The organism is Deinococcota bacterium, assembly GCA_030858465.1.
Taxonomy (GTDB): Bacteria; Deinococcota; Deinococci; order Deinococcales; family Trueperaceae; genus JALZLY01.
The window spans coordinates 1-20,131 of sequence record JALZLY010000261.1 but is presented as its reverse complement, the minus strand read 5'-3'; the positions used below and the strand labels follow the sequence as shown (position 1 = coordinate 20,131).

Annotated in this window: 16 protein-coding genes and 1 pseudogene; 8 read left to right on the top strand and 9 right to left on the bottom strand. The window is 66.9% G+C overall.

The features are described from left to right. From M3498_13305 to M3498_13285, 5 genes are all read right to left on the bottom strand, one after another. A partial coding sequence (locus tag M3498_13305; protein MDQ3460256.1) for a glycosyltransferase occupies window positions 1-1,023 on the bottom strand: 1,023 nt, incomplete at its 3' end. A 167-nt stretch (window positions 1,024-1,190) separates the two neighbouring features. Then, window positions 1,191-2,222, bottom strand: coding sequence for an NAD-dependent epimerase/dehydratase family protein (locus M3498_13300; protein ID MDQ3460255.1), 1,032 nt, complete (start codon window positions 2,220-2,222; stop codon window positions 1,191-1,193). Then, window positions 2,219-2,968 (bottom strand): CPBP family intramembrane metalloprotease, encoded by a 750-nt coding sequence (locus M3498_13295; GenBank protein MDQ3460254.1) that lies wholly within the window; start codon window positions 2,966-2,968, stop codon window positions 2,219-2,221. Before M3498_13295 ends, M3498_13300 begins: the two co-directional genes overlap by 4 nt. Before the next feature lie 143 nt (window positions 2,969-3,111). After that, complete coding sequence (locus M3498_13290) at window positions 3,112-4,224, bottom strand: N-acetyltransferase (GenBank protein ID MDQ3460253.1); 1,113 nt, start codon at window positions 4,222-4,224, stop codon at window positions 3,112-3,114. Window positions 4,225-4,228: 4 nt separating this feature from the next. Beyond that, window positions 4,229-5,494: a pyridoxal phosphate-dependent aminotransferase family protein gene (locus M3498_13285; protein ID MDQ3460252.1), complete on the bottom strand. Its 1,266-nt coding sequence runs from the start codon at window positions 5,492-5,494 to the stop codon at window positions 4,229-4,231. 260 nt (window positions 5,495-5,754) lie between these two features. On the opposite strand from M3498_13285, the gene purQ reads away from it, so the two are divergent. Genes purQ through purF form a run of 4 tightly spaced genes read left to right on the top strand, consistent with a single transcriptional unit; the run spans window position 5,755 to window position 11,087 of the window. Next, window positions 5,755-6,516, top strand: a complete 762-nt coding sequence (purQ, locus tag M3498_13280; protein ID MDQ3460251.1) for a phosphoribosylformylglycinamidine synthase subunit PurQ — start codon at window positions 5,755-5,757, stop codon at window positions 6,514-6,516. Next, window positions 6,513-7,328 (top strand): HAD family hydrolase, encoded by an 816-nt coding sequence (locus tag M3498_13275; GenBank protein MDQ3460250.1) that lies wholly within the window; start codon window positions 6,513-6,515, stop codon window positions 7,326-7,328. Before purQ ends, M3498_13275 begins: the two co-directional genes overlap by 4 nt. Before the next feature lie 2 nt (window positions 7,329-7,330). Beyond that, entirely contained in the window at window positions 7,331-9,550 is a 2,220-nt protein-coding gene (purL, locus tag M3498_13270) for a phosphoribosylformylglycinamidine synthase subunit PurL (GenBank protein MDQ3460249.1), read from the top strand. A 46-nt stretch (window positions 9,551-9,596) separates the two neighbouring features. After that, entirely contained in the window at window positions 9,597-11,087 is a 1,491-nt protein-coding gene (gene purF, locus M3498_13265) for an amidophosphoribosyltransferase (protein ID MDQ3460248.1), read from the top strand. A 172-nt stretch (window positions 11,088-11,259) separates the two neighbouring features. Here the strand turns inward: purF and M3498_13260 are convergent, their stop codons facing one another. Both M3498_13260 and secA read right to left on the bottom strand, forming a co-directional pair. Further along, a complete protein-coding gene (locus tag M3498_13260; protein MDQ3460247.1) occupies window positions 11,260-12,567 on the bottom strand; it encodes a DUF389 domain-containing protein in 1,308 nt (435 codons plus the stop codon). Window positions 12,568-12,667: 100 nt separating this feature from the next. Further along, window positions 12,668-15,484: a preprotein translocase subunit SecA gene (gene secA / locus M3498_13255; protein ID MDQ3460246.1), complete on the bottom strand. Its 2,817-nt coding sequence runs from the start codon at window positions 15,482-15,484 to the stop codon at window positions 12,668-12,670. A 274-nt stretch (window positions 15,485-15,758) separates the two neighbouring features. On the opposite strand from secA, the gene M3498_13250 reads away from it, so the two are divergent. The 3 genes from M3498_13250 (at window position 15,759) to M3498_13240 (ending at window position 18,042) form a co-directional block, all read left to right on the top strand. Next, a complete protein-coding gene (locus M3498_13250) occupies window positions 15,759-16,511 on the top strand; it encodes a Nif3-like dinuclear metal center hexameric protein (GenBank protein ID MDQ3460245.1) in 753 nt (250 codons plus the stop codon). Between the two features lie 46 nt (window positions 16,512-16,557). Next, window positions 16,558-17,202 carry a dTMP kinase gene (gene tmk, locus M3498_13245; protein MDQ3460244.1) on the top strand — a complete coding sequence of 215 codons (645 nt, stop codon included), beginning with the start codon at window positions 16,558-16,560 and terminating at the stop codon, window positions 17,200-17,202. Between the two features lie 69 nt (window positions 17,203-17,271). After that, window positions 17,272-18,042, top strand: coding sequence for a glutaminyl-peptide cyclotransferase (locus tag M3498_13240; GenBank protein ID MDQ3460243.1), 771 nt, complete (start codon window positions 17,272-17,274; stop codon window positions 18,040-18,042). Between the two features lie 279 nt (window positions 18,043-18,321). On the opposite strand, the pseudogene M3498_13235 reads toward M3498_13240, so the two are convergent. Further along, window positions 18,322-18,501: pseudogene (locus M3498_13235) on the bottom strand (FmdB family transcriptional regulator). 92 nt (window positions 18,502-18,593) lie between these two features. Between M3498_13235 and M3498_13230 the strand changes: the two are divergent. Then, window positions 18,594-19,574 carry an NAD(P)-dependent glycerol-3-phosphate dehydrogenase gene (locus tag M3498_13230; protein ID MDQ3460242.1) on the top strand — a complete coding sequence of 327 codons (981 nt, stop codon included), beginning with the start codon at window positions 18,594-18,596 and terminating at the stop codon, window positions 19,572-19,574. A 38-nt stretch (window positions 19,575-19,612) separates the two neighbouring features. Here the strand turns inward: M3498_13230 and M3498_13225 are convergent, their stop codons facing one another. Beyond that, on the bottom strand, window positions 19,613-19,828 hold the full coding sequence (locus M3498_13225; GenBank protein MDQ3460241.1) for a type II toxin-antitoxin system HicB family antitoxin: 216 nt from the start codon (window positions 19,826-19,828) through the stop codon (window positions 19,613-19,615). Window positions 19,829-20,131 lie beyond the last annotated feature (303 nt).

Below are 20,131 nucleotides of genomic sequence, written 5' to 3'. Positions count from 1 at the left end.
GTCCTCGAGCTCGCGCACGCGCCGGGCGAGCGCGCCCAGGCGCGGCAGGTAGGCGCCCAAGCCCTTGCGCTCCAAAAAGCGCACGATCTCCCTTTCGTTGAGCCCGGCGTAGCTCGTCACCAGGACCGGCCGGCCCACCGCCAGGGCCTCGAAGACCGAGGCCGGCCCGGCCTTGCCGGCGACCACGTCGGCGGCGCTAAGATAGTCCGCCACTCGGTCGGTAAAGCCCACGGCGTGGAGCCTGGGCGGGTCCGCCAGCTCGCGGAGGCGCGCGCGCAAGCTCTCGTTGCGCCCGGTCATGACCACGATCTGAGCCTCCGGCAGGGCCGCCAGCAGGCCGCGAACGGTCGCCCCGGCGTCTCCCGCCACCCCCTCGCCGCCCAGCGACAGGAGCAGGGTAAAGCGTGCCGCCAGCCCGAGCTCGCGGCGCGCCGCCCTCTGCTCGAGCGGGTTCAAAAAGCGCTGCGCCACCGGATAGCCGACCACGTCGATCTTTGCCGGGCTCACACCCATGCGCTCGAGGTCGTTCATCGCCGCGGCTGAAGGCACCACGAAGTGCTCGGCCTGCCCCTCCGCCCAGAGCGCGCTGGCGTCCAAGGGCTCGGTGGCGAAGGTGAGCACGGGGGTCTTGAGCCCGTAGCGCCGCCGGCTGCGGGTCAGGGCCACGGTGAGCCAGGGATGGTTGGCGACGATGAGCGCGGGCCTCTCGGCCGCAAAGCGCCGGGAGGCGCGCCTGGCGGTCTCGTCCAGCATGTGGCGTTGCGCGGCGACCGTGAGCCGGGGCAGGGCGTCAAGGGCATGCTGGCCGAGCCGAGCCGTCCAGGGCCGCGCCAGCATCCAGCGCCAGGACGCCTTGTGGCGGCGGTCCTGGTCGGTGAGGCCGAGCTCGAGCATGAGGTCCGACATCGACAGTCTGAAGGCGCCCGGCGCCTGCCGCTCGACCGCCTCCATCATGGCGCGAGCCGTGGCGACGTGCCCCCCTCCCGCGGCGATGGTGGCGAAGTGGATGGCTTCTTGGGTCATGGTCGGTCATGGTGTTGCGGCCGGCCCTACTTCGGCCGGTCGCCGCGTGATGGACTCAGACTATACCGCGAACCGTCCTGTGGCGGTGATAAACCTCGTGAAGGTGATCAACCTCGTGAAGGTGATAAATCTTGTGAAGGTGATAGTGAAAGAGCCTCACGCCGAGGCTAAGGCTCACGCGCCTGGCACGGCAGCGCCGCCACCGTGCGCCTCATGCCCTCCTGCCAGCTCAGCTGCGGCTGGTAGCCCAGTTCTTCGCGGGCTGCCGTAAGGGAGAAGTGGGCGTCGTTGATCATAAGACCGGCTCTATAGCTCGTCAGCACCGGGTCCTTGTCGGGCAGGACGAAGCCGAGGACGGTTTCCGTCGCCGTGCCCAGCACTCGCGCCAGGGCCGGCGGCAGATGCAAGGTGGGCCGCGGCGCGCCGACGAGGTCGGCAAGATAACTTAAGGCCTCGAGCCAGGAGGGACAGCCCTCGTCGGCGATGACGTAGACCTTTCCTGCCGCCGCCCTTTCGCCGGCCAGGACCAGGCCGTGGGCGAGGTTGGGGGCGTAGGCCATGTTCATCACGGCCCGGCCCGAGCCGACGATGGGCAGGCTGGGCGAGAGGGCTCTTAGCAAGGCGGGCATGCTGCGGCCGTGCAGGGCGTCTACGTAGCGAATGAAATTGGGGTCGCGCGGGCCGAAGAGCCAGAGACCGGGGCGCACGACGACGGGCTCGAGCCCTGACGCGGCCATCACCATGTCTTCGGCCAGGATCTTCGAGCGGGCGTAAGCGTTCACGTTGCCGCCGTCGCGAGGTAGGCTGCGCGGGTCGGCATCCTTAAAGCCCGAGTAGCGGTGGACGGCGACGCTCGAGACGAAGACGAAGCGCCCCGCCCCCTGCCTCTGCGCATCTTCCAAGACGTGCTTCGTGCCCAGCACATTAGTTTTGTAAAACCTCTCCCAGCGCCCCCAGTCCTGGGCCCGGGCGGCGGCGTGAAAGACAGTGTCGATGCCTTCGCTCGCGCCGTCCAGGCTGGCCGGATCGGTGATGTCGGCGCGGAAGATGTCGAGCGCGGGGTGCCCGAGGACACTCGAGAGATTGTCCAGCCCGCCCCAGGGGCTCACCAAGGCGCGCACCCCGTGGCCGCGCGCGAGGAGCGCTTCGACCAGGTGGCTGCCGACGAAGCCGTGGGCGCCGGTGACGAGCGTTCTCACGGCAGCCACCCCGCCGGCAACAGCAGCCCTTGATGATGGAGTGAAAAGGCGTCGGTCAAGAGGCCGACGACGAGGTGGAAGAGGGCGGGCCAGAGGATTGAACGCGTCCGCACCGCCAGGGCCGCGAAGACGAGCCCGAGAGGAATCGCTCCCAGCGTCTCGAGCGGAGGCTTGCCCAGGTGGATGAGCGCCGACGTTAGCGCCTGCACCCAGATGGCCGCGCTGAGTCCCCAGTGGGGCTCGAGGACGCGGAGCATAAAGCCTCGGAAGAAGAATTCGTAGGCGAGGTAGTAGAGGCCGTAGAGGCCCGCCCAGGCGAGAAAGGTCAAGGCGGACTGGCCGGGCCAGCTTCCGGCCCAAGGGTAGCTCGCCTGGAGCGCGGCGTCCTGCGCGGCGAACCAGAGGACGGGCACGGCGATCATACTCATCAAGGCGGTGGCCTGGAGCCCGAAGCGCGCGTCGCCCACTTGCAAGAAGGCGTCCCTCGAGGACATCCCCACAAGCCTCAGCAGGACGAGGGGGACGAGCAGGAAGAACAGGGCCGCCCAGCCGATGTTGCCGAGCGCGGCCGCAAGACTCCGGGGCGCTCCGGCGAGCAGCTCGGGTCCGGGGCTGCCCAGGTACCAGTAGGCGGCCTGCAGGAGCAGCATCGCGAGAAGAAGCCAGGACAGCCGGGCCTGCCGTCCCCGGAAGAGCAGGAAGACATCACTCAGCAAGAGCAAGAGGGGAGAGAGAGCAGCCTTCATCCGGTATTACACGACCGCCATGAGCGTTTCAGGGGCGATATCCCCTCGAGCCGAGAGCCGAAAGCACAGCGGGTGCCGCTCTTACCCTGAGTCCCGGCCCCTGACCCTCGTCTCCTCATGCTTCGGACGCTCCCGGCGAGCCTCTACGACAGCGCCTTCTGGTAGAGCCGGTAGGTCTTGTAGAGTATCGCTCCCGAGGCCTCGATGCCCTTGTTCATCGCCTCGTTGTCCTCCAAAACCCACGACAGCTCGCCGCGCTTGTAGCCCGCTGCCCGCCCGCGCTGATAGATCTCGTTGATGAGCAGGAGCTCCAGGCCCCGGTTGCGAAACTCGGGCAGGAGACCCAAGATGGCCAGCCGCGCCTCGTCGACGATGCTCCTGCGGCGCAGCAGGTGAACGAGGCCGAAGGGCAGGAGGCGGCCGTTCATCCTCTTGAAGACCTGGTGGATGTTGGGGATGCACATGCAAAATCCCGCGGTGACGCCGCCAATTTCGATAAAGAGGGCGATGCGCGGGTCGATGATCATCTTGAGCTCTTTGGCGAAGTGCTCGAACTCGCGGTCGGTCATCTTGACGAAGCCCCAGTTCTTCTCCCAGGCGTCGTTGTAGATGTGCTTGACGTGCTCGAGCTCGCTCCGGTAGTTCTTCATGTTGGCGGGCCTCACCACCGCCTTGTTGCGCGCGGCCACGCGGTCGACGATTCTAGCGATGCGCTCGCCCATGCCCTGCTCGGCGGTGAACCAGTAGGCGTAGAGGTCCTTGACCTTGCCGTAGCCGAGCGTTTCGGCGTAGCCAGGGTAGCTAGGCGGGTTGTAGGGCATCATCACGAAGGGGTCGGTGCCATAGGCGTCGATCTGAAAGCCCGAACCGTCGTTCATCGACAGGTTGACGGGGCCGCGCACGGCCTGCCGGCCCCTCGCCCTGGCCCAGGTCTCAACTTCGCTCAGGAGCGCGTCGGCGGCCGCCTCGTCCTCCGCCTCGAAGAAACCGAAAAACACCAGGTTGTCGCCGTGCGCCAAGTTGTGCCTCTCGTCGTCGATGGCGGCCACCCGGCCGACGACCCGGCCGGAGCGGCGCGCCACAAAGAGCGCGACCTCGGCGTGATCGAAAAAGGGATTCTTCTTGGGGTCGAAGCGCTCCCACTCGGCGATGAGCAGCGGCGGGACCCAGTGGGGGTCGTTCTTGTAGAGCGCGAAAGGGTAGTGGATGAAGGTCTTTAAGTCCGCGCGGCCCGTCACCGGCTGGGTGGTGGTCATCCCTTCAGGGGATCACGCCGAGGCTGCGGCCGACGCCCGCGAAAGCCTCCAGGAGCGCATCGAGCTGTTCGGCGCTGTGGTTGGCGTTGACCGAGGTGCGGATGATGCTCTGGCCCATCGGCACGCCCGGCGGCAGGGCGGGCGTGGTGAAGACCCCAGCCTCCCAGAGCGCCTTCCAGAAGACCATGGTGAGCTCGTCGTCGCCGATCATCACCGGGACGATGGGCGTCTGCGAGCCGAGCGTGTCGAAGCCCAAGGATTCGATGCCGCTGCGCAGGTGCTCGACGTTCTGCCACAGCCTGTCGCGGTGCCAGGGCTCGCTCTCCATGATCTCCAAGGCGGTCAGGGCCGCCGCCATCTGCATGGCGGGCAGAGCCGCCGTGAAGATGAAGGGCCGCGCCTTGTGCTTGACGTAGTTGACCACCGCGCGCTTGCCCGCCATGAAGCCGCCGACCGAGGCAAAGGACTTGCTGAAGGTGCCGATGATCAGGTCGACTTCGTGCTCCATGCCGAAGTGCTCGCCGGTGCCGCGGCCGCCGCCGCCCAGGACGCCGGTGGCGTGGGCGTCGTCGATGACGATGCGGGCGCCGTACTTGCGCGCCACCCTGACCAGACCGGGCAGATCGACGATGTGGCCGCTCATCGAAAAGACCCCGTCGGTGACGATCATGCGGCCGCCGGGCTTGTCCGCGTCGCGGGCTAAGAGCCGCTCCAAGTCGGCGATGTTGTTGTGCTCGTACTTGCGCAGGTTGCCAAAGGACAACCTGGCGCCGTCGTAAAGACAGGCGTGGTTTTCGCGGTCGAAGTAGAGGATGTCGTGGCGGCCGGTGAGCGCGCTGATCACCGCTAGTGCGCCCAAAAAACCCGCGCTGAAGGTCAAGGCGGATTCTTTATGCAAAAAGCTCGCCAGACGGCTCTCGAGCTCCTCGTGCAGCGTCAGGGTGCCGGTGAGAAAGCGCGAGCCCGTGCAGGAGGTGCCGAAATCGTCGAGGGCGCCCCGCGCCGCCGCCTTGAGCCGCCCATCCTGGGTGAGCCCCAGGTAGTCGTTCGAGCCGGTGATGATCATCTTGCGCCCGCCGACCTCGACGGTGCCGCCCTGCTGCGAGGCGATGGGCTTGAAGTAGGGGTGCATGCCCGCCGCGACGGCCTCGTCGGCGCGGGTAAAGGCGAAGGCTTTTTCAAAAACGTCCGACACCGTGGCGCTGGCGGGGGGTCGCAGTCTGGTAGAGACGTGCTGGCGGGTATCCGTTTCGAGCAGGGTGGTTTTCACAGCGTCAGACAAAACTTCCTCCGGAAGGTGGCAGGGCGCGCACTGCCGTACTATAGCATGCTTTTTGGCGGCTGCTCGTCAAGGCTCGAGGGGCCGCAGCGTGCGCATAAGTTTACTTTAGGCCGGCAAAATATGAGACGCTGCGAGGCATTTCGCTTTTGCCCGCCTCGTCGGGCGCGAGGATGTTAAGCTGCCCTAGCGATGTGCTTTAGAGATGTGCTTTCAGACGCCCGCAGCCCCCGAAAGGACCTTAAGAGAGGATGAACGTCAAGCTTGCCATCATCCGCTTTCCCGGTTCGAACTGCGACGAGGACGCCCGCTTCGCCGCCGAGCGCCTGGGTTTTTGGGCGCGCCTGGTCTGGCACGGTGAAACCGATTTGGGCGACGCGGGCGCCGTGCTCGTTCCCGGCGGCTTTTCCTATGGCGACTATCTCCGCGCCGGGGCGCTCGCCGCGCAGAGCCCGGTCATGGCGGCGGTCAGGCGCTTCGCCGAGAGGGGCGGCCCGGTCCTGGGCATCTGCAACGGTTTTCAGATCCTCACCGAGGCGGGCCTCCTGCCAGGCGCGCTGGCGCGCAACCGGGGCCTGCGCTTTGTCTGCAAGCCGAGCCGGCTGCGGGTGGAGAGCTCGAGAACGCCCTTCACCTCGGCCTATAGGCCAGATCAGCTCCTGAGCCTGCCCGTCGCCCACGGCGAGGGTGCCTACTACGCCGACGAGAGGACGCTGGACGGGCTCGAGGAGGGGGGCCGGGTGGTCTTTCGCTACGTGGACGCCGCCGGTGAAAGTACGAACGCGGCCAACCCCAACGGCTCGGCGAACAACATCGCGGGCATCGTGAACGCCCACGGCAACGTGCTCGGCATGATGCCGCACCCCGAGCGCGCCACCGAGGTGCTGCTCGGCTCGGCGGACGGCGCGGGCATCTTCGCCTCGCTTCGCCAGCATCTGGGGGCCAGGCCAGGCCGGACGCCCCAAGCCAAAGATGAGGATAAAGATGGGGATAAAGGTAAGGTGGCGCGGTGAGGCCGAGCTTCATCCTCACCGACATCGACCACACCCTCCTCAGCGAGCGGGGCGAGCTTCCCAGGCGCAACGCCGAGGCGCTCCGGCGCGCCTGCGACGAAGGCTCGACGGTGGTGCTGGCGACGGCGCGGAGTTTTCCCGGCGCCCTGCCCGTGCACGAGGCGCTGGGCTTGAGCACGCCGCTCATCGTTTCGAACGGCACGCTCGTTTATGAGTCGGACGGTAGCCTCATCCACACCGTGACGATTCGGCGCGAGGTGGTCGAAGAAATCTTCGAGCTCTTTAAGGACAGCGGTCTGCACTGGTCGCTGCGGGCTGGTGAGATCGCCTATGTACACGAGGACTTCGACCGCAGCCAGGCGCCCTACGACGATGACCGCTACTACGCCGCGCGCTTGCCCGAGGCCTTGGAGGGGGTCGTCTCGCTGAGCCTCTTCGGCGAGGGGGTGGCGGAGTTCTTCGAGAGGCACGACTGGGCCAAGTGGGCGCTGGCGGGCGCCTACTACGCGCCGAGCGCCTTTGACAGGCGCGAGGCGATGACGCTCATCTCCGAGCAGACGAGCAAGGGCGAGGCCGCCGCCTGGCTGCGCGAGCACCTGGGTCTCGCTCACCTGCCGATTCTGGCCATCGGCGACAGCCTGGCCGACGCGACCATGTTCGCCCTGGGCACGGGTGTGGCCCCCGCCAACAGCATTGCCGAGGTGCAGGAGGCGGCGCACTGGGTGGCGCCGCACTGCGACGAGGGCGCGGTGGCGGCGGCGGTGGAGCGCTTCGTCCTTGTTGGGGAAAACCCGGCGGGAGAGGGCGGGTGACCATGCGTGCCGAGGCGGCGTCTTTTGGCTTGAGCGAAGACGAGTTCGACCTGGTGGTGGCCGCGCTCGGCCGCGAGCCCAATGCGCTCGAGGCCGCCGTCTTCGGCGCGCTGTGGAGCGAGCACTGCGCCTACAAGAACTCGAGGCCGCTCTTAAGGCGCCTGCCCACCGAGGGCCCCCAGGTTCTCCAGGGACCCGGCGAGAACGCCGGTGTGGTCGATATCGGCGACGGCTGGGCGGTCGCCTTCAAGATGGAGTCGCACAACCACCCCTCGGCGATCGAGCCCGTCCAGGGCGCGGCCACCGGCGTGGGCGGCATCCTCCGCGACATCTTCGCGATGGGCGCGCGGCCGGTGGCGATTTTGGACTCCTTGCGCTTCGGCCCGCTGGACGACCCGCAAGCGGGCGACCGCAACCGCTACCTGCTGGCCGGGGTGGTGGAGGGCGTCGCCCACTACGGCAACGCCATCGGCGTGCCCACGGTCGGCGGCGACATCTCCTTTCACCCGTCTTACAGCGAGAACCCGCTCGTCAACGTGATGGCCCTGGGCTACCTGCGGCACGAGGCTTTGCAGAGCGGCACCGTCGGTGGGGTCGGCAACAAGCTGGTCTACGTGGGCTCGAAGACCGGGCGCGACGGCCTGGGCGGGGCGGTCTTCGCCTCGGCGGATCTGTCTCATGCCTCCGAGGCCGACCGGCCGGCGGTGCAGGTCGGCGATCCCTTTATGGAGAAATTGCTCTTGGAGGCCTGTTTGGAGGCCATCGAGCGCGGCCTGGTCATCGGCGTGCAGGACATGGGCGCGGCCGGGCTGTCGAGCAGCGTCGGCGAGATGGCTTACCGGGCGGGCAAGGGCGTCGACCTCTTCATCGACCGGGTGCCGCGCCGTGAGGCGGGCATGAGTCCTCTGGAGGTGATGCTCTCGGAGTCGCAGGAGCGCATGGTGCTGACCGCGAAGCCGGGCAGGGAAGAGGCGCTGATGGCGCTGCTCGAGCACTGGGAGCTCGACGCGGTGGTCGTCGGCGAGGTCGCCAGCCACGGCATGTTCAGGGTTTTTGAGCGCGGCGAGGTGGTCGCCGACATGCCGGTGGGGGCGCTCAACGAGCCGCCCAGCTATACCCGCGAGGGCAAGGAGGACCCGGAGATTCGCGACAAGCGCGAGGGGGCGCTCGAGGTGGCCGTCCCCGAAGATCTGGGCGCTGTCCTCCTCGAGCTCCTCGCTCACCCCAACATCGCCTCCAAGGCGCCCGTCTACGAGCAGTACGACCACCAGGTGATGACCAACACCGTGGTCCTGCCGGGCGCGGCGGGCGCGGCCGTCTTGCGCGTCAAGGGAACGACCAAGGGCGTCGCCGCCACCACCGACTGCAACTCGCGCTACTGCTACTTGGACCCCTTTGAGGGCGCTAGAGCCGCCGTCGCCGAGGCGGCGCGCAATATCGCCTGCGTTGGCGCGACACCGCTCGCCATCACCGACAACCTCAACTTCGGCAACCCCACGCGCCCCGGGGTCTACTACCAGATGCAGCGCGCGGTCGAGGGGCTGCGCGACGCCTGCTGTGCCCTCGCTACGCCGGTGACGGGCGGCAACGTCAGCCTCTACAACCAGTTTACCTCCGGCAATACGCCCGTAGCGGTCCATCCCACGCCCAACGTCGGCATGGTCGGGGTGATAGAGGACATCTCAAAGCGCGCCACCACCGCCTTCAAACGAAGCGGCGATGCGATCGTCCTCCTGGGCGAAAACAGCGACGAGCTCGGCGCCTCGGCCTATCTGGCCCTGGTTCACGGCCTCGAGGCCGGACGGGTGCCGCGGCTCGACTTGGAGCGGGAGAAACAGCTGCAGAAGGCGGTCCTCGCCCTCATCCAAGAGGGGCTCTGCGACACCGCCCACGACCCTTCGGAGGGTGGGCTGGCGGTGGCCCTGGCGGAAATGGCCATGGCGGGCGAGCGGGGCGCGAGACTCGAGCTGAGCGACGCCATCCGCCCCGATGCGCTGCTCTACGGCGAGGCGCAGTCGCGCGTCGTGGTCGCCATCGAGCCCGGCAAGTTGGGCGAGGTCGAGGCGCGTCTTGCCGGCTTCGGCCTGCCCTTTGCCGTCTTGGGCGCGGTGGGTGGCGAGGGTCTCGAGCTGCAACTCACGGCGCAGGGCCAGCGTCTATACTGGAGCCTGGCCGACTTGACTGAAGCGTACGAAATGCCGCTGGCCGAAGCACTGGCCTGAGCAATAGGGCCAGCGCAACCGGGCCAGAGGAATAGGGCGTGAGGGCATGACAGACCGGGACGAAGCGTTCGACCTTGACTCAAAGCTTGACTTTGAGCCACACGATGACAAACCGCGCGAGGAGTGCGGCGTCTTCGCCGTTCACCTCGCCGAGCCCGCGGATATCGCCTCGCTCTGCCACCTGGGCCTGTTTGCCTTGCAGCACCGCGGCCAGGAGTCCTGCGGCATCTGCGTCGCCAGCGGCGACGAGATCGTCATCGAAAAGGACATGGGCCTCGTCTCCGAGGTCTTTACCGAAGAGCGGCTGAGCAAGCTGAGGTTGGCGGGCGCGCGCACCGGTCTCGGCCACACCCGTTACTCGACCACCGGCTCGTCCCTGCGCTTCAACGCCCAGCCGCTCACGGTGCGTTCGAACAAGGGCATTATCGCCCTGGCGCACAACGGCAACTTCACCAATGCCAAGGGGATGCGCAACGAGATGCTCGAAGACGGCGCGGTTTTTCAGACGACCAACGACAGTGAGGTGATGATCAACCTCATCGCCCGCTACAGCCAGCTCACGCTCGAGGAGGCCACCGCGCGGGTGATGGGCGAGCTTTCCGGGGGCTTCGCCGTCGTCCTCATGAACCGCTCCAAGATAATCGGCCTACGCGATGCGAACGGGGTGCGCCCGCTGGTCATCGGCAGGATAGCCAAGGACGGCTCGAGCGGCTACGTCTTCGCCTCGGAGCCCTCGGCGCTACAGGTCATCGGCGCCGAGATGGTGCGCGACGTGAGGCCGGGCGAGCTGGTGGTGGCGGACGACGACGGCCTCCACTCCCGGCAGGTGCTGACGCCCAAGCCCACCCCCTGCGCCTTCGAGTGGATCTACTTCGCGCGCGGCGACTCGGTCTTGGACGGCGCCGACGTGCACGCCTCGCGCATCCGCATGGGCGAGAGGCTGGCGCAGGAGGCACCGGTGGACGCCGACCTGGTCATCGGCGTGCCCGACTCGGGTCTGCCCGCCGCTATCGGCTACGCGAGGGCTTCGGGCATCCCCTACGACATGGGCCTCTACAAGTCGCCTTATGCCGGCCGCACCTTCATCAACCCCAACCAGCGCCTGCGCGAGCTCAAGGTCAGGCTCAAGCTGGCGGCGACGGCGGCGGTCAGAGGCAAGCGCGTGGTGCTGGTGGACGACTCGATCGTGCGCGGGACCACCTCGGGGCGCATCGTGCAGCTCTTGCGCGAGGCGGGCGCGACCGAGGTGCATTTCCGGGTTTCGAGCCCGCCGATTCGCTACCCCTGCTACTACGGCATCGACACGGCCGCGCGCAAGGAGCTCGTCGCCGCCGAGAGCAGCGTCGAGGAGATTCGCAAGCTCATCGGCGCGGACTCGCTCTACTACATCTCCGAAGCGGGTCTGGCCCGTTCCATCAGGCTCGCCACCACCTGCCTCGCCTGCTTTACCGGCGACTACCCGGCGGGGCAGCCTGGCGAGGAGTCGGAAGAGGAAGGTACGAAACTGCCGCTCCTTGACTTGGCCGGTGTAACCTAAGGGATGGCCTTTCAGCCGTTCTGGAGGGGCGGGCAAGAGCGCTGATAGACATTGTGGGTGATAGACATTGTGGGTGATAGACATTGTCGAACCTCGCGGACTCCTCGGCCACCGCTCCGGAATTTGAATGACCGTAGCCTCGAGGAGCACGGCGTGGCGGTTATTCTAGCGTTTATTCCACAGGTGGGCTGGAACGGCCGGGCTCTGCCGGCACCTCGAGCACCATCACGTCGACGAGCGGCGTCACGTTGAGGTCCTCCACCAAAATCGCCTGCTGGACGAGGTAAACGAGCCGCTGGCGAATGGTGTCGGAGGCTAGCTCGCTCTCCGCCCGGCGCTGCACGTAGATCACCGCCAGGAGGCTGTTCTGGCCGGGGATGCCCGCCCTGGTGAAGCGGAGGTTGGCCTCGACGAGCCGGGCCATGCCGCTCTCGTCGACGGCTTCTTGAACCGTGGCGGCCGCTCGCTGGGCCAAGGTGGGGCGCTGGAAGTCGGGAGGCTGCCAGAACTGCCAGGTCAGCAGGCCGCCCAGGGCCAGGGCGGTGACGAAAAGCGAGGCGGGAAAGACCCAGGGCCGGCCGCGCTGGTAGTGCGCGCCTCTGGCCGACAGGCCGTAAAGGCGGAAGACGACGGCGCCCGAGAGGTTGATGCCCATGAGCTGCAAGACGAGCAAAAAGAGCCCGCTCATGACCATGCCCCAGTCACCGATGACCGAGGCCATGCCGATGAGGCCGGCGGGCGGCGCCAGCGAGGCGGCGACGAGCATGCCCGTCGCCGCGCCCGAGACCAGGCTGCTGCGCTCGGACTGCACCAGGTTGAGGGCGCCGGCGGCGCCCGCCACCAGCGGCAGCAGGACGGCCACCGCCGAAATCTGGCTCCGCTCGATCATCCCCTCGGTGGCCATCTCCTGGCCCAGCAGCAGGCTGAGCAAGAAGGCGACCAGGATGGTGACCGCCAGCGCCGACAGATAGCGCAAGACGCCCCGGCCGAGGAGCGTGGTGTCGCCCCTTGCGCTGCCCAGAGCCACGTTCATGGCCGGCCCGGCGAAGGGGGCGATGAGCATGGCGGCTACCAAGAGATAGCCGGTGTTGGTAAAGAGGCCGATCCACACCACCACGCCCGCGGCCGCCGCGTAGCCCAGAAAGCCGCGCCAGGAACCGATGCTCTGCAGCCCGCTCAGGAAGACCTCGAGCGGGCTTCTGGCCTCCACGTCGGTCACCTGCTGCGGCGCCTCGTCGGCCGGTGGCCGCAGGGCCAGGACGCCCTGGGGAATGAGGACGACATGCGGGTCGTCTACCTCGTCGAGCGCCTCCAAAAGCGGCTCGACCCTGCCGTTGGAGAGATAGACGAAGACCACGTCGAGCGCGCGCTCGCCGCGCCTGCCCTCCATGAGCGCGAGGTTGCTGCCGCCCTGGCCTTCCGCGATCTCCATGACCCGCTCGCCCTGGCCGCGGGGAACTTGAATGATGACTTGGCGCACGGCCCTCCTTTGCTTGAAAGCCTATAGCCATCCCGGTCGGGACAACTCTAGGCTCAACTCTAGGCTCAACTGTAGGCTGGTTCGGAGGTGGTGCGAGCGCTTAGGCCGCGGCCGCCCTGCCGTGGCAGTGCTTGAACTTCTTGCCGCTGCCGCAGGGGCAGGGCTCGTTGCGGCCCACCTTCTCCTCGGGGCTCTTGCGGATGGGCGCGGTCCTGCCGCCGCCCGCGCCCGCGCCGGGCTGGCCCTGGCCACCGAGCCCGCCGAGGCCCGCGTCGCTGGTGTAGTTGATATTGCTGGGCCGCCGGTCGCGGCGCTCGAGCGCGTCCTCCTGGCGCACCTGGACCCGGAAGAGCAGCTTGGCGACCTCCAAGCGCATGTTCGACTTCATCTCCTCGAAGAGGTTGTAGCCCTCAAAGGCGTACTCCTGGATGGGGTTGCGCTGGCCGTAGCCGCGCAGGCCGATGCCCTGGCGCAAGACGTCCATGTTGTGGAGCTGTTCCTTCCAGTGGTTGTCGACGACCTGCAGGACGATGAAGTGCTCGAGCTGGCGCATGAGCTCAGGGCCGAACTCCACTTCACGGGCCCCGTAGGCCTCTTCGATCTTCGGCACCAGCTTGTCGGTCACCTCTTCGGGCGGGTGGCCGCGCGTCTCCTCGAAGTCGAAATCCTCCAGGGCCGGCACCGCCTCGACGAGCGCGGTGCGCAGGGCGGGAACGTCCTGCTCCTCGGGCTCGAGCTCGGGGTTCAAGTAGTGCCTCACCTGGGCGTCTATGTAGTCGGCGATCATGTCCTGGACGTCCTCGCTGATGTCCTCGCCCAAGAGGATCTCGCGGCGCTGGGCGTAGATGACCTCGCGTTGCTTGCTCATCACGTTGTCGAACTCCAGGAGCTGCTTGCGGATGCCGAAGTTGCGGTCCTCGACGCGCTTCTGGGCGTTCTCGATAGACTTGGTGACCATGCCCGCCTCGATGGGCTGGGAGTCGTCCATGCCCAGGCGGTCCATCATGCCGAGGACCTTTTCGTTGGCGAAGAGGCGCATGAGGTCGTCCTCGAACGACACGTAGAAGCGGCTGCTGCCGGGGTCGCCCTGGCGGCCGGCGCGGCCGCGCAGCTGGTTGTCGATGCGCCGCGATTCGTGGCGTTCGGTGCCGATGATGTGCAGGCCGCCCGCCGCGACCACGACCTCGTGGTCGCGCGCGGCGTCGTCGCGGAGCCTTTCGAGGTCGGGGATGATGTCCTCGCGCAGCTCTTCGATCTCGCGTGCCAAGCGCCTGGCGTCGTCCATCTTCTTGAGCATCACCGACTTGATAAAGATCTCGACCTTGCCGTCGTAGCGGTTTAAGCCCTCGCGCTCGATCAATTGCCCGGCCAAGGCCTCGGGATTGCCGCCCAGGACGATGTCGGTGCCGCGGCCGGCCATGTTGGTCGAGATGGTGACCGCGCCGCTGCGCCCGGCCTGGGAGATTATCTCGGCCTCGCGGCGGTGGTACTTGGCGTTCAGAACGTGGTGGGGAATCCCCCGGCGCTTGAGCATGGCGGCCAGCCGCTCCGAGGCCTCGATGGTCACGGTGCCGACCAGGACGGGCTGCTTGCGGCCGTGTGCCTCCACGATCTCCTCGATGACGGCCTGGTACTTGCCCTCGATGGTGCGGTAGACCATGTCGTCGTAGTCCTTGCGGACGATGGGCTTGTTGGTGGGGATGATGAGCACGTCGGTCTTGTAGATCTCCTGGAATTCCTTTTCCTCGGTCTTGGCCGTGCCGGTCATCCCGGCTATTTTGTCGTAGAGCTTGAAGAAGTTCTGGTAGGTGATGGTCGCCAGCGTCTGGTTCTCACGCTCGATCTTGACGCCCTCCTTGGCCTCGATAGCCTGGTGCAGACCCTCGCCGAAGCGCCTGCCGGGCATCAAACGGCCGGTGAACTCGTCGACGATGACGACGCCGCCGCCCTCGTCCTTCACGTACTGCTTGTCCAAGTGATAGTGCTCACGGGCGCGCAGGGCCTGGCGCAGCATGTGGCCGACCTCCATGTTCTGGGTGTCGAAGAGGCCGTCTACGCCGAGCAGCCCTTCCGCCTTGGCGATGCCCTGCTCGGTTAAGTGGATGTCCTTGCTCTTGCCCTCGGCCACGTAGTCGCCGGTCGGCCGCTTGTTCTCGCCGTCGCCGGGCGCGCCGCGCTCCAACTGCTTGGCCATCTTGGCCATGGTGTAGTACATGTCGGTGGCCTTTTCGGCCGGGCCGGAGATTATCAAGGGCGTCCTGGCCTCGTCGATCAGGATCGAGTCGACCTCGTCGATGATGGCGTAGTGCAGCGGCGTGCTCTTGCGCAAGACGAGTTGCTCGGGCTTAAACGCCATGTTGTCGCGCAGGTAGTCGAAGCCGAGTTCGCTGTTGGTGATGTAGGTGACGTCGCAGCCGTAGGCGGCGCGGCGCTCGTCGCCACTCAGGGCGTGCTTGACGACGCCGACGCTGAGGCCGAGGCCGCGGTAGACGGGCCCCATCCAGTCCGCGCCCGTCTGCGCAAGGTATTCATTGGTGGTGACGAGATGGGTACCCTTGGCGGGCAGAGCGTTGAGCGCGAGGGCCAGGGTGGCGACGAGCGTCTTGCCCTCACCCGTCTTCATCTCGCTGATCTTGCCGTGATGAAGCGCCGCGCCGCCGATGAGCTGCACGTCGTAGTGCCTGAGGCCCAGGTTGCGCCGCGCGGACTCGCGCGTTAGGGCAAAGCTCTCGGGCATGAGCGCGTCCAAAGACTCGCCGTCCTGGTAACGCGCCCTCAGTCCAGCGTAGGCGGCGGCTAAGTCGCCGAGCCCTTTGCTCTCCTCCTCGAGCGCGTTCGTCGCCGCCACCATGTCGCGCCCTATGCGCCTTACCTCTTTATCGTTGTTGTCGAAGAGTTTGTTCAAAAACCCGAGCATGTCCGTCCTTCTTTCGCAGTCGCAAGCTTTTTAGGGCTATTTTTAGGGCTAATGGTAAGCTGGTTCATAATCAACACTATAGATTAGCACGACTTCCTGAAGGCGCCGTTAGGGGCGTGACGGCCTTATCCGAGCCGAGCTGCCATGCCTACTGCGGATTGCTCGGCCAGCATAAGAACGGGTATCGGGATAGCTTGCTGCGGCTGAACGCTTATGTTCCGCAACGTCGGCAGGTGGAGTTGCCAGCCTCCCGCGCGCGGGGTAGGCTTGGGCCATGACCCGAGACGAACTGACCGCTTGGCTCGACGATTACCTCGAGATCGGCCTCTACAGCGACCCCTCGCTCAACGGCCTCCAGGTCGAGGGCAGCGACGAGGTGGGCAAGGTCGCGGTGGCGGTGGACAGCTCGCTCAAGACCTTCGAGCAGGCCGCCGAGGCCGGCGCGGATTTTTTGATCGTTCACCACGGCCTCTTCTGGGGCGCGCCCAAGGCGATTCGCGGCCCGCACGGCCGGCGCGTGCGCTTTTTGCTCGAGCACAACCTCAGCCTCTACGCCGCGCATATTCCCCTGGACGCGCACCACGAGGTCGGCAACAACTGGGGCCTGGCGCGCATCCTGGGCATGACCGACTTAGCGCCCTTCGGCGACTGGCAGGGCAAGGCCATCGGCGTCAAGGGGGTGTTTCCCAACGGTATCGGCCTGCGCGAACTGGCGGACGGGCTCGAAAAGGAGCTGGGCGAGTCGGTGCTCGTTCACGCGGGCGGCAAGATGGACATAACGACGCTCGGCATCATCTCTGGCGGCGCGGCCAGAGAGGTGGTCACCGCCGCCGAGGCGGGCCTCGACGCCTTTCTGACCGGCGAGCCCAAACACGAGAGCTTTCACGACGCCTTTGAGTACCAGATCAACGCGCTCTACGCCGGCCACTACATGACCGAGACCGTCGGCGTCAACCTGCTGGCGGCGAAGCTGAAGAGTGAGTTCGGGCTGGACAGCGACTTCATCCTGCTGCCGACTGGCCTGTGAAGCCCGGTGAGATGAGACCCAGCGACATGAGATGGGGACGCCAAAGATGACCGACGGCTTCTTTCTGGTCTTCGAGGGCCCCGAGGGCAGCGGCAAGTCGACGCAGATCGCGCGCCTAGCTGAGCGCTTCACGGCGGCGGGCGCGGATTTCGTCGTCACCCGCGAGCCCGGCGGCACCCCCGCCGCCGACGCCATCCGCGAGGTCATCCTGGACCCGGCGCTCAGGGTGGACGCCATGACCGAGTTCCTGCTCTACGCGGCCAGCCGCGCCCAGCACGTCAGCGAGGTGATCCGCCCCGCGCTCGCTGCGGGCAAGCTGGTCATCAGCGACCGCTTCAGCGGGGCCTCGCTCGCCTACCAGGGCTACGGGCGCGGCCTCGACCTGGACTTTGTTACTGGCCTGAATCACACCGTGACGGCTGGCTTGGGGCCCGACCTCACCCTGCTGCTCGACATAGACGCGGCGCGCGGGCTCGAGCGCGTGGCCAGCCGCGGGCGCAAGGACCGGCTCGAGCAGGCCGACCTGAGCTTTCACCAGCGCGTGCGGGAGGGCTTCCTGGCGCAGGCGCGAGAGGAGCCCAACTGGGTCCTGGTCGACGCCGACAGGAGCGAAGAGGAGGTGGGCGAGGAGATATGGCAGCTCATCCGCCGCCGCATTATGGGCCAAGAGGCGGGCGCCCGTGGCCGCTGACGCGCTGGTCCCTGTCGTGCTGGTCCCCGTCGTGCGCCCGCTGCTCGGAAGACGGGCTGGTAGTCAACCATGACCGGTTTGCGTCTCGTGCTCTTTGTGCTCATCTCGCTGCTGGCCTTGGGCTGCCTCGAGCAGCGCGTCAGCGCGAGCGTTCCCGAAGTGATCGACCGCTTCGATCACGACCCCTCGGCCTTTACCCAGGGGCTGCTCTACTATGACGGCCGCCTCTTTGAGAGCACCGGGATTCGCGGCCGCTCCTCCTTGCGCGAGGTCGCGCTCGAGACGGGCGAGGTGGTCCGCCGGCTCGAGCTGGACGAGCGCTACTTTGGCGAGGGGCTCGCGCGCGTGGGTGAGCGGCTCATCCAGCTTACCTGGCGGGAGGGGCTGGCCTTCGTCTACGACCTGGAGACCTTCAATCAGGTGGGGCGATTCCGCTACGAGGGCGAGGGCTGGGGGCTCTGCTACGACGGCGAGGCGCTGTGGATGAGCGACGGCAGCGCCACGCTCTACCGCCGCGACGCCGCGACCTTCGAGGTCACCGCGCGGCTCGAGGTCACGCTGCGCGGCAGCCCGCTGGAGCGGCTCAACGAGCTCGCCTGCGTCGGCGACTACGTTTACGCCAACGTCTGGCAGGCCGACACCATCGTGCAGATCGACCAGCGCAGCGGCAAGGTGGTGAGCGAGATCGACGCCTCGGGGCTGCTCACGGCCGAGGAGCGCGCGGCCTTGGGGCCAGACGCGGTCTTGAACGGCATCGCCTACAACCCGAGCACGGAGACCTTCTACCTGACCGGCAAGTTGTGGCCGGCGCTCTTCGAGGTGAGGTTCGTCGAGCGCTAACCACAGGCGTTCGCACCGAATTCGACACCGAATTCAACACTGAAAAAGGCGCGCCCTCACGGGTAAGGCGCGGCTTCAGTCCTTCTTGCCGCCGCTCGAGCTCGCCTCCTTGCCGGTCTTGCTCGGCTCGGCCTTGCCCTCTGTCTTGCTCGTGCCGGTCTTGTTTGCCTCTGTCTTGCCCTCTGTCTTGCTCGAGTCGGTCTTGCCCTCGCTCTTGCCCTCACTCTTGCCCTCACTCTTGCCCTCGCTCTTGCCCTCGGTCTTCTCCTTTTGAGAGGCGCCGGACTTGCGCGAGTCGGTAACGTAGAAGCCCGAGCCCTTGAAGGCGATGCCGACGGGCTGGACGACGCGCCTCACAGGCTCGCCCGTCTCGGGGTGGGCGGTGAGGGCGGGTTCCTGGATGGACTGCCGAAACTCGAAGGTTTCGCCGGTAAGGTTCTTGTAGACATAGACGGGCATGCTGACTTCCTCCACGTGGACTGCTGCGGTTAGCGCCCTCCTGACAGAAGGCACTCAAGCTTTAATAGTAGCAGCTTTGTTAAGCTGGCGTCATGGCGCCTGTCGCAAACCGTCTGGCGGTGATCGGTGCCGGGGCCTGGGGAACGGCCCTGGCCGCGCTGCTGGCCCAAAACGGCCATGAGCTGCGCCTGTGGGCGCGGCGCGAAGCGCTCGCCGTGAGGCTCGAGGCGGAGCGGGTGAACGTCGACTACTTGCCGGGCCTGCGCCTGCCCGAGAACGTCCTGGTGAGCGCGGACGGCGAAGCGGTCATGGCCGGCGCCGAGGCGGCCTTTATGGTGGTTCCCAGCAAGGGCCTGCGCGGCGTCCTGGCCGCCCTACCGTCCGCGCCCGCCTACGTGTCCTGCGCCAAGGGCCTGGAGCCGGGCACCATGAAGCGCCTCAGCGAGGTGATCGCCGACTACCATCCCCGGGCGGCGCTGGCGGCCCTGTCGGGGCCCAACCTGGCCGGTGAGATCGCCGCCGGTCTGCCCGCCGCGAGCACGGTGGCCTCGCCCGATGCGGCCCTGGCCGCGCGGGTGCAGGGCTGGCTCACCCGGCCGCTCGTTCGCGTCTACTCGAGCGCCGATCTGGCCGGGGTGGAGGTGGCGGGCGCCGTCAAGAACGTCATCGCCCTGGCCGCCGGCATGGGTGACGGTTTGGGCTTGGGCGACAACGCCAAAGCCTCGATCATCACCCGGGGTCTGGCCGAGATGGTGCGGCTGGGCGTCCGCCTGGGCGGGCAGAGGCAGACCTTCTACGGCCTGGCGGGCCTGGGCGATCTCATCGCCACTTGTCACAGCCCGCGGTCGCGCAACCGCGGCGCCGGCGAGCGCGTCGTCACAGGGGGTGCGGTTGAAAGCGGCAAGACCGTCACCGAAGGCGTCCGCACCGTAGAGGCGCTGATGGACTACGCAGCCCGGGAGCGGCTCGAGCTGCCCATCGCGCGCGCGGTCTACGAGGTTATTTTCGAGGGCAAGCCCGCGCAGGCAGCTCTGCGCGACCTCATGAGCCGGGACATGAAGGCGGAATGGTGAGGGCAACTTCCGTAGATGCTTTAGGAGAGTCCTGAGCTTCATCCAATGACGACGACATCGCGCATTGCCCCTTCGGGGACACCGCGAAGCCCGTCTTCGCGCCGGTCTTCCAAAATAAGTGAGATCGCTCCCGCAAGGCTTTGTAGCGCTTCTTCCTTGGTCCGAGCTTGACCGTTGGCACCGGGAATCTCGGGAGAGTAGGCGATGAACCAGCCTTCGTCCTGCTCAATGATGGCGGTAAATTCGTTGCGCACAGCTACACCTCGTCTTCTCAAACCAAGGAACCACCTTTGGCGCGGTTGCAGCTTTCACAGAGAAGCTGCAGATTTCGAGCATTTTAAAATGCCCCTTTGGCTTGGTGTCTGATCATCTAGGCCCGCTCACTTTATACTTCTGATAACCCAACTCAGCCGATTTTCAAACAGTCGGATTCAGCTCGAGCGCTCCACGATGGTGACCCGCTCCATTCTGTCGGGCTTGGCGCCGCCCGGCCGCTGCGGGTCGATGCGCTCGAGCGTGTCGAGCACTTCCGTGCCTGCTACGACCCGGCCGAAGAC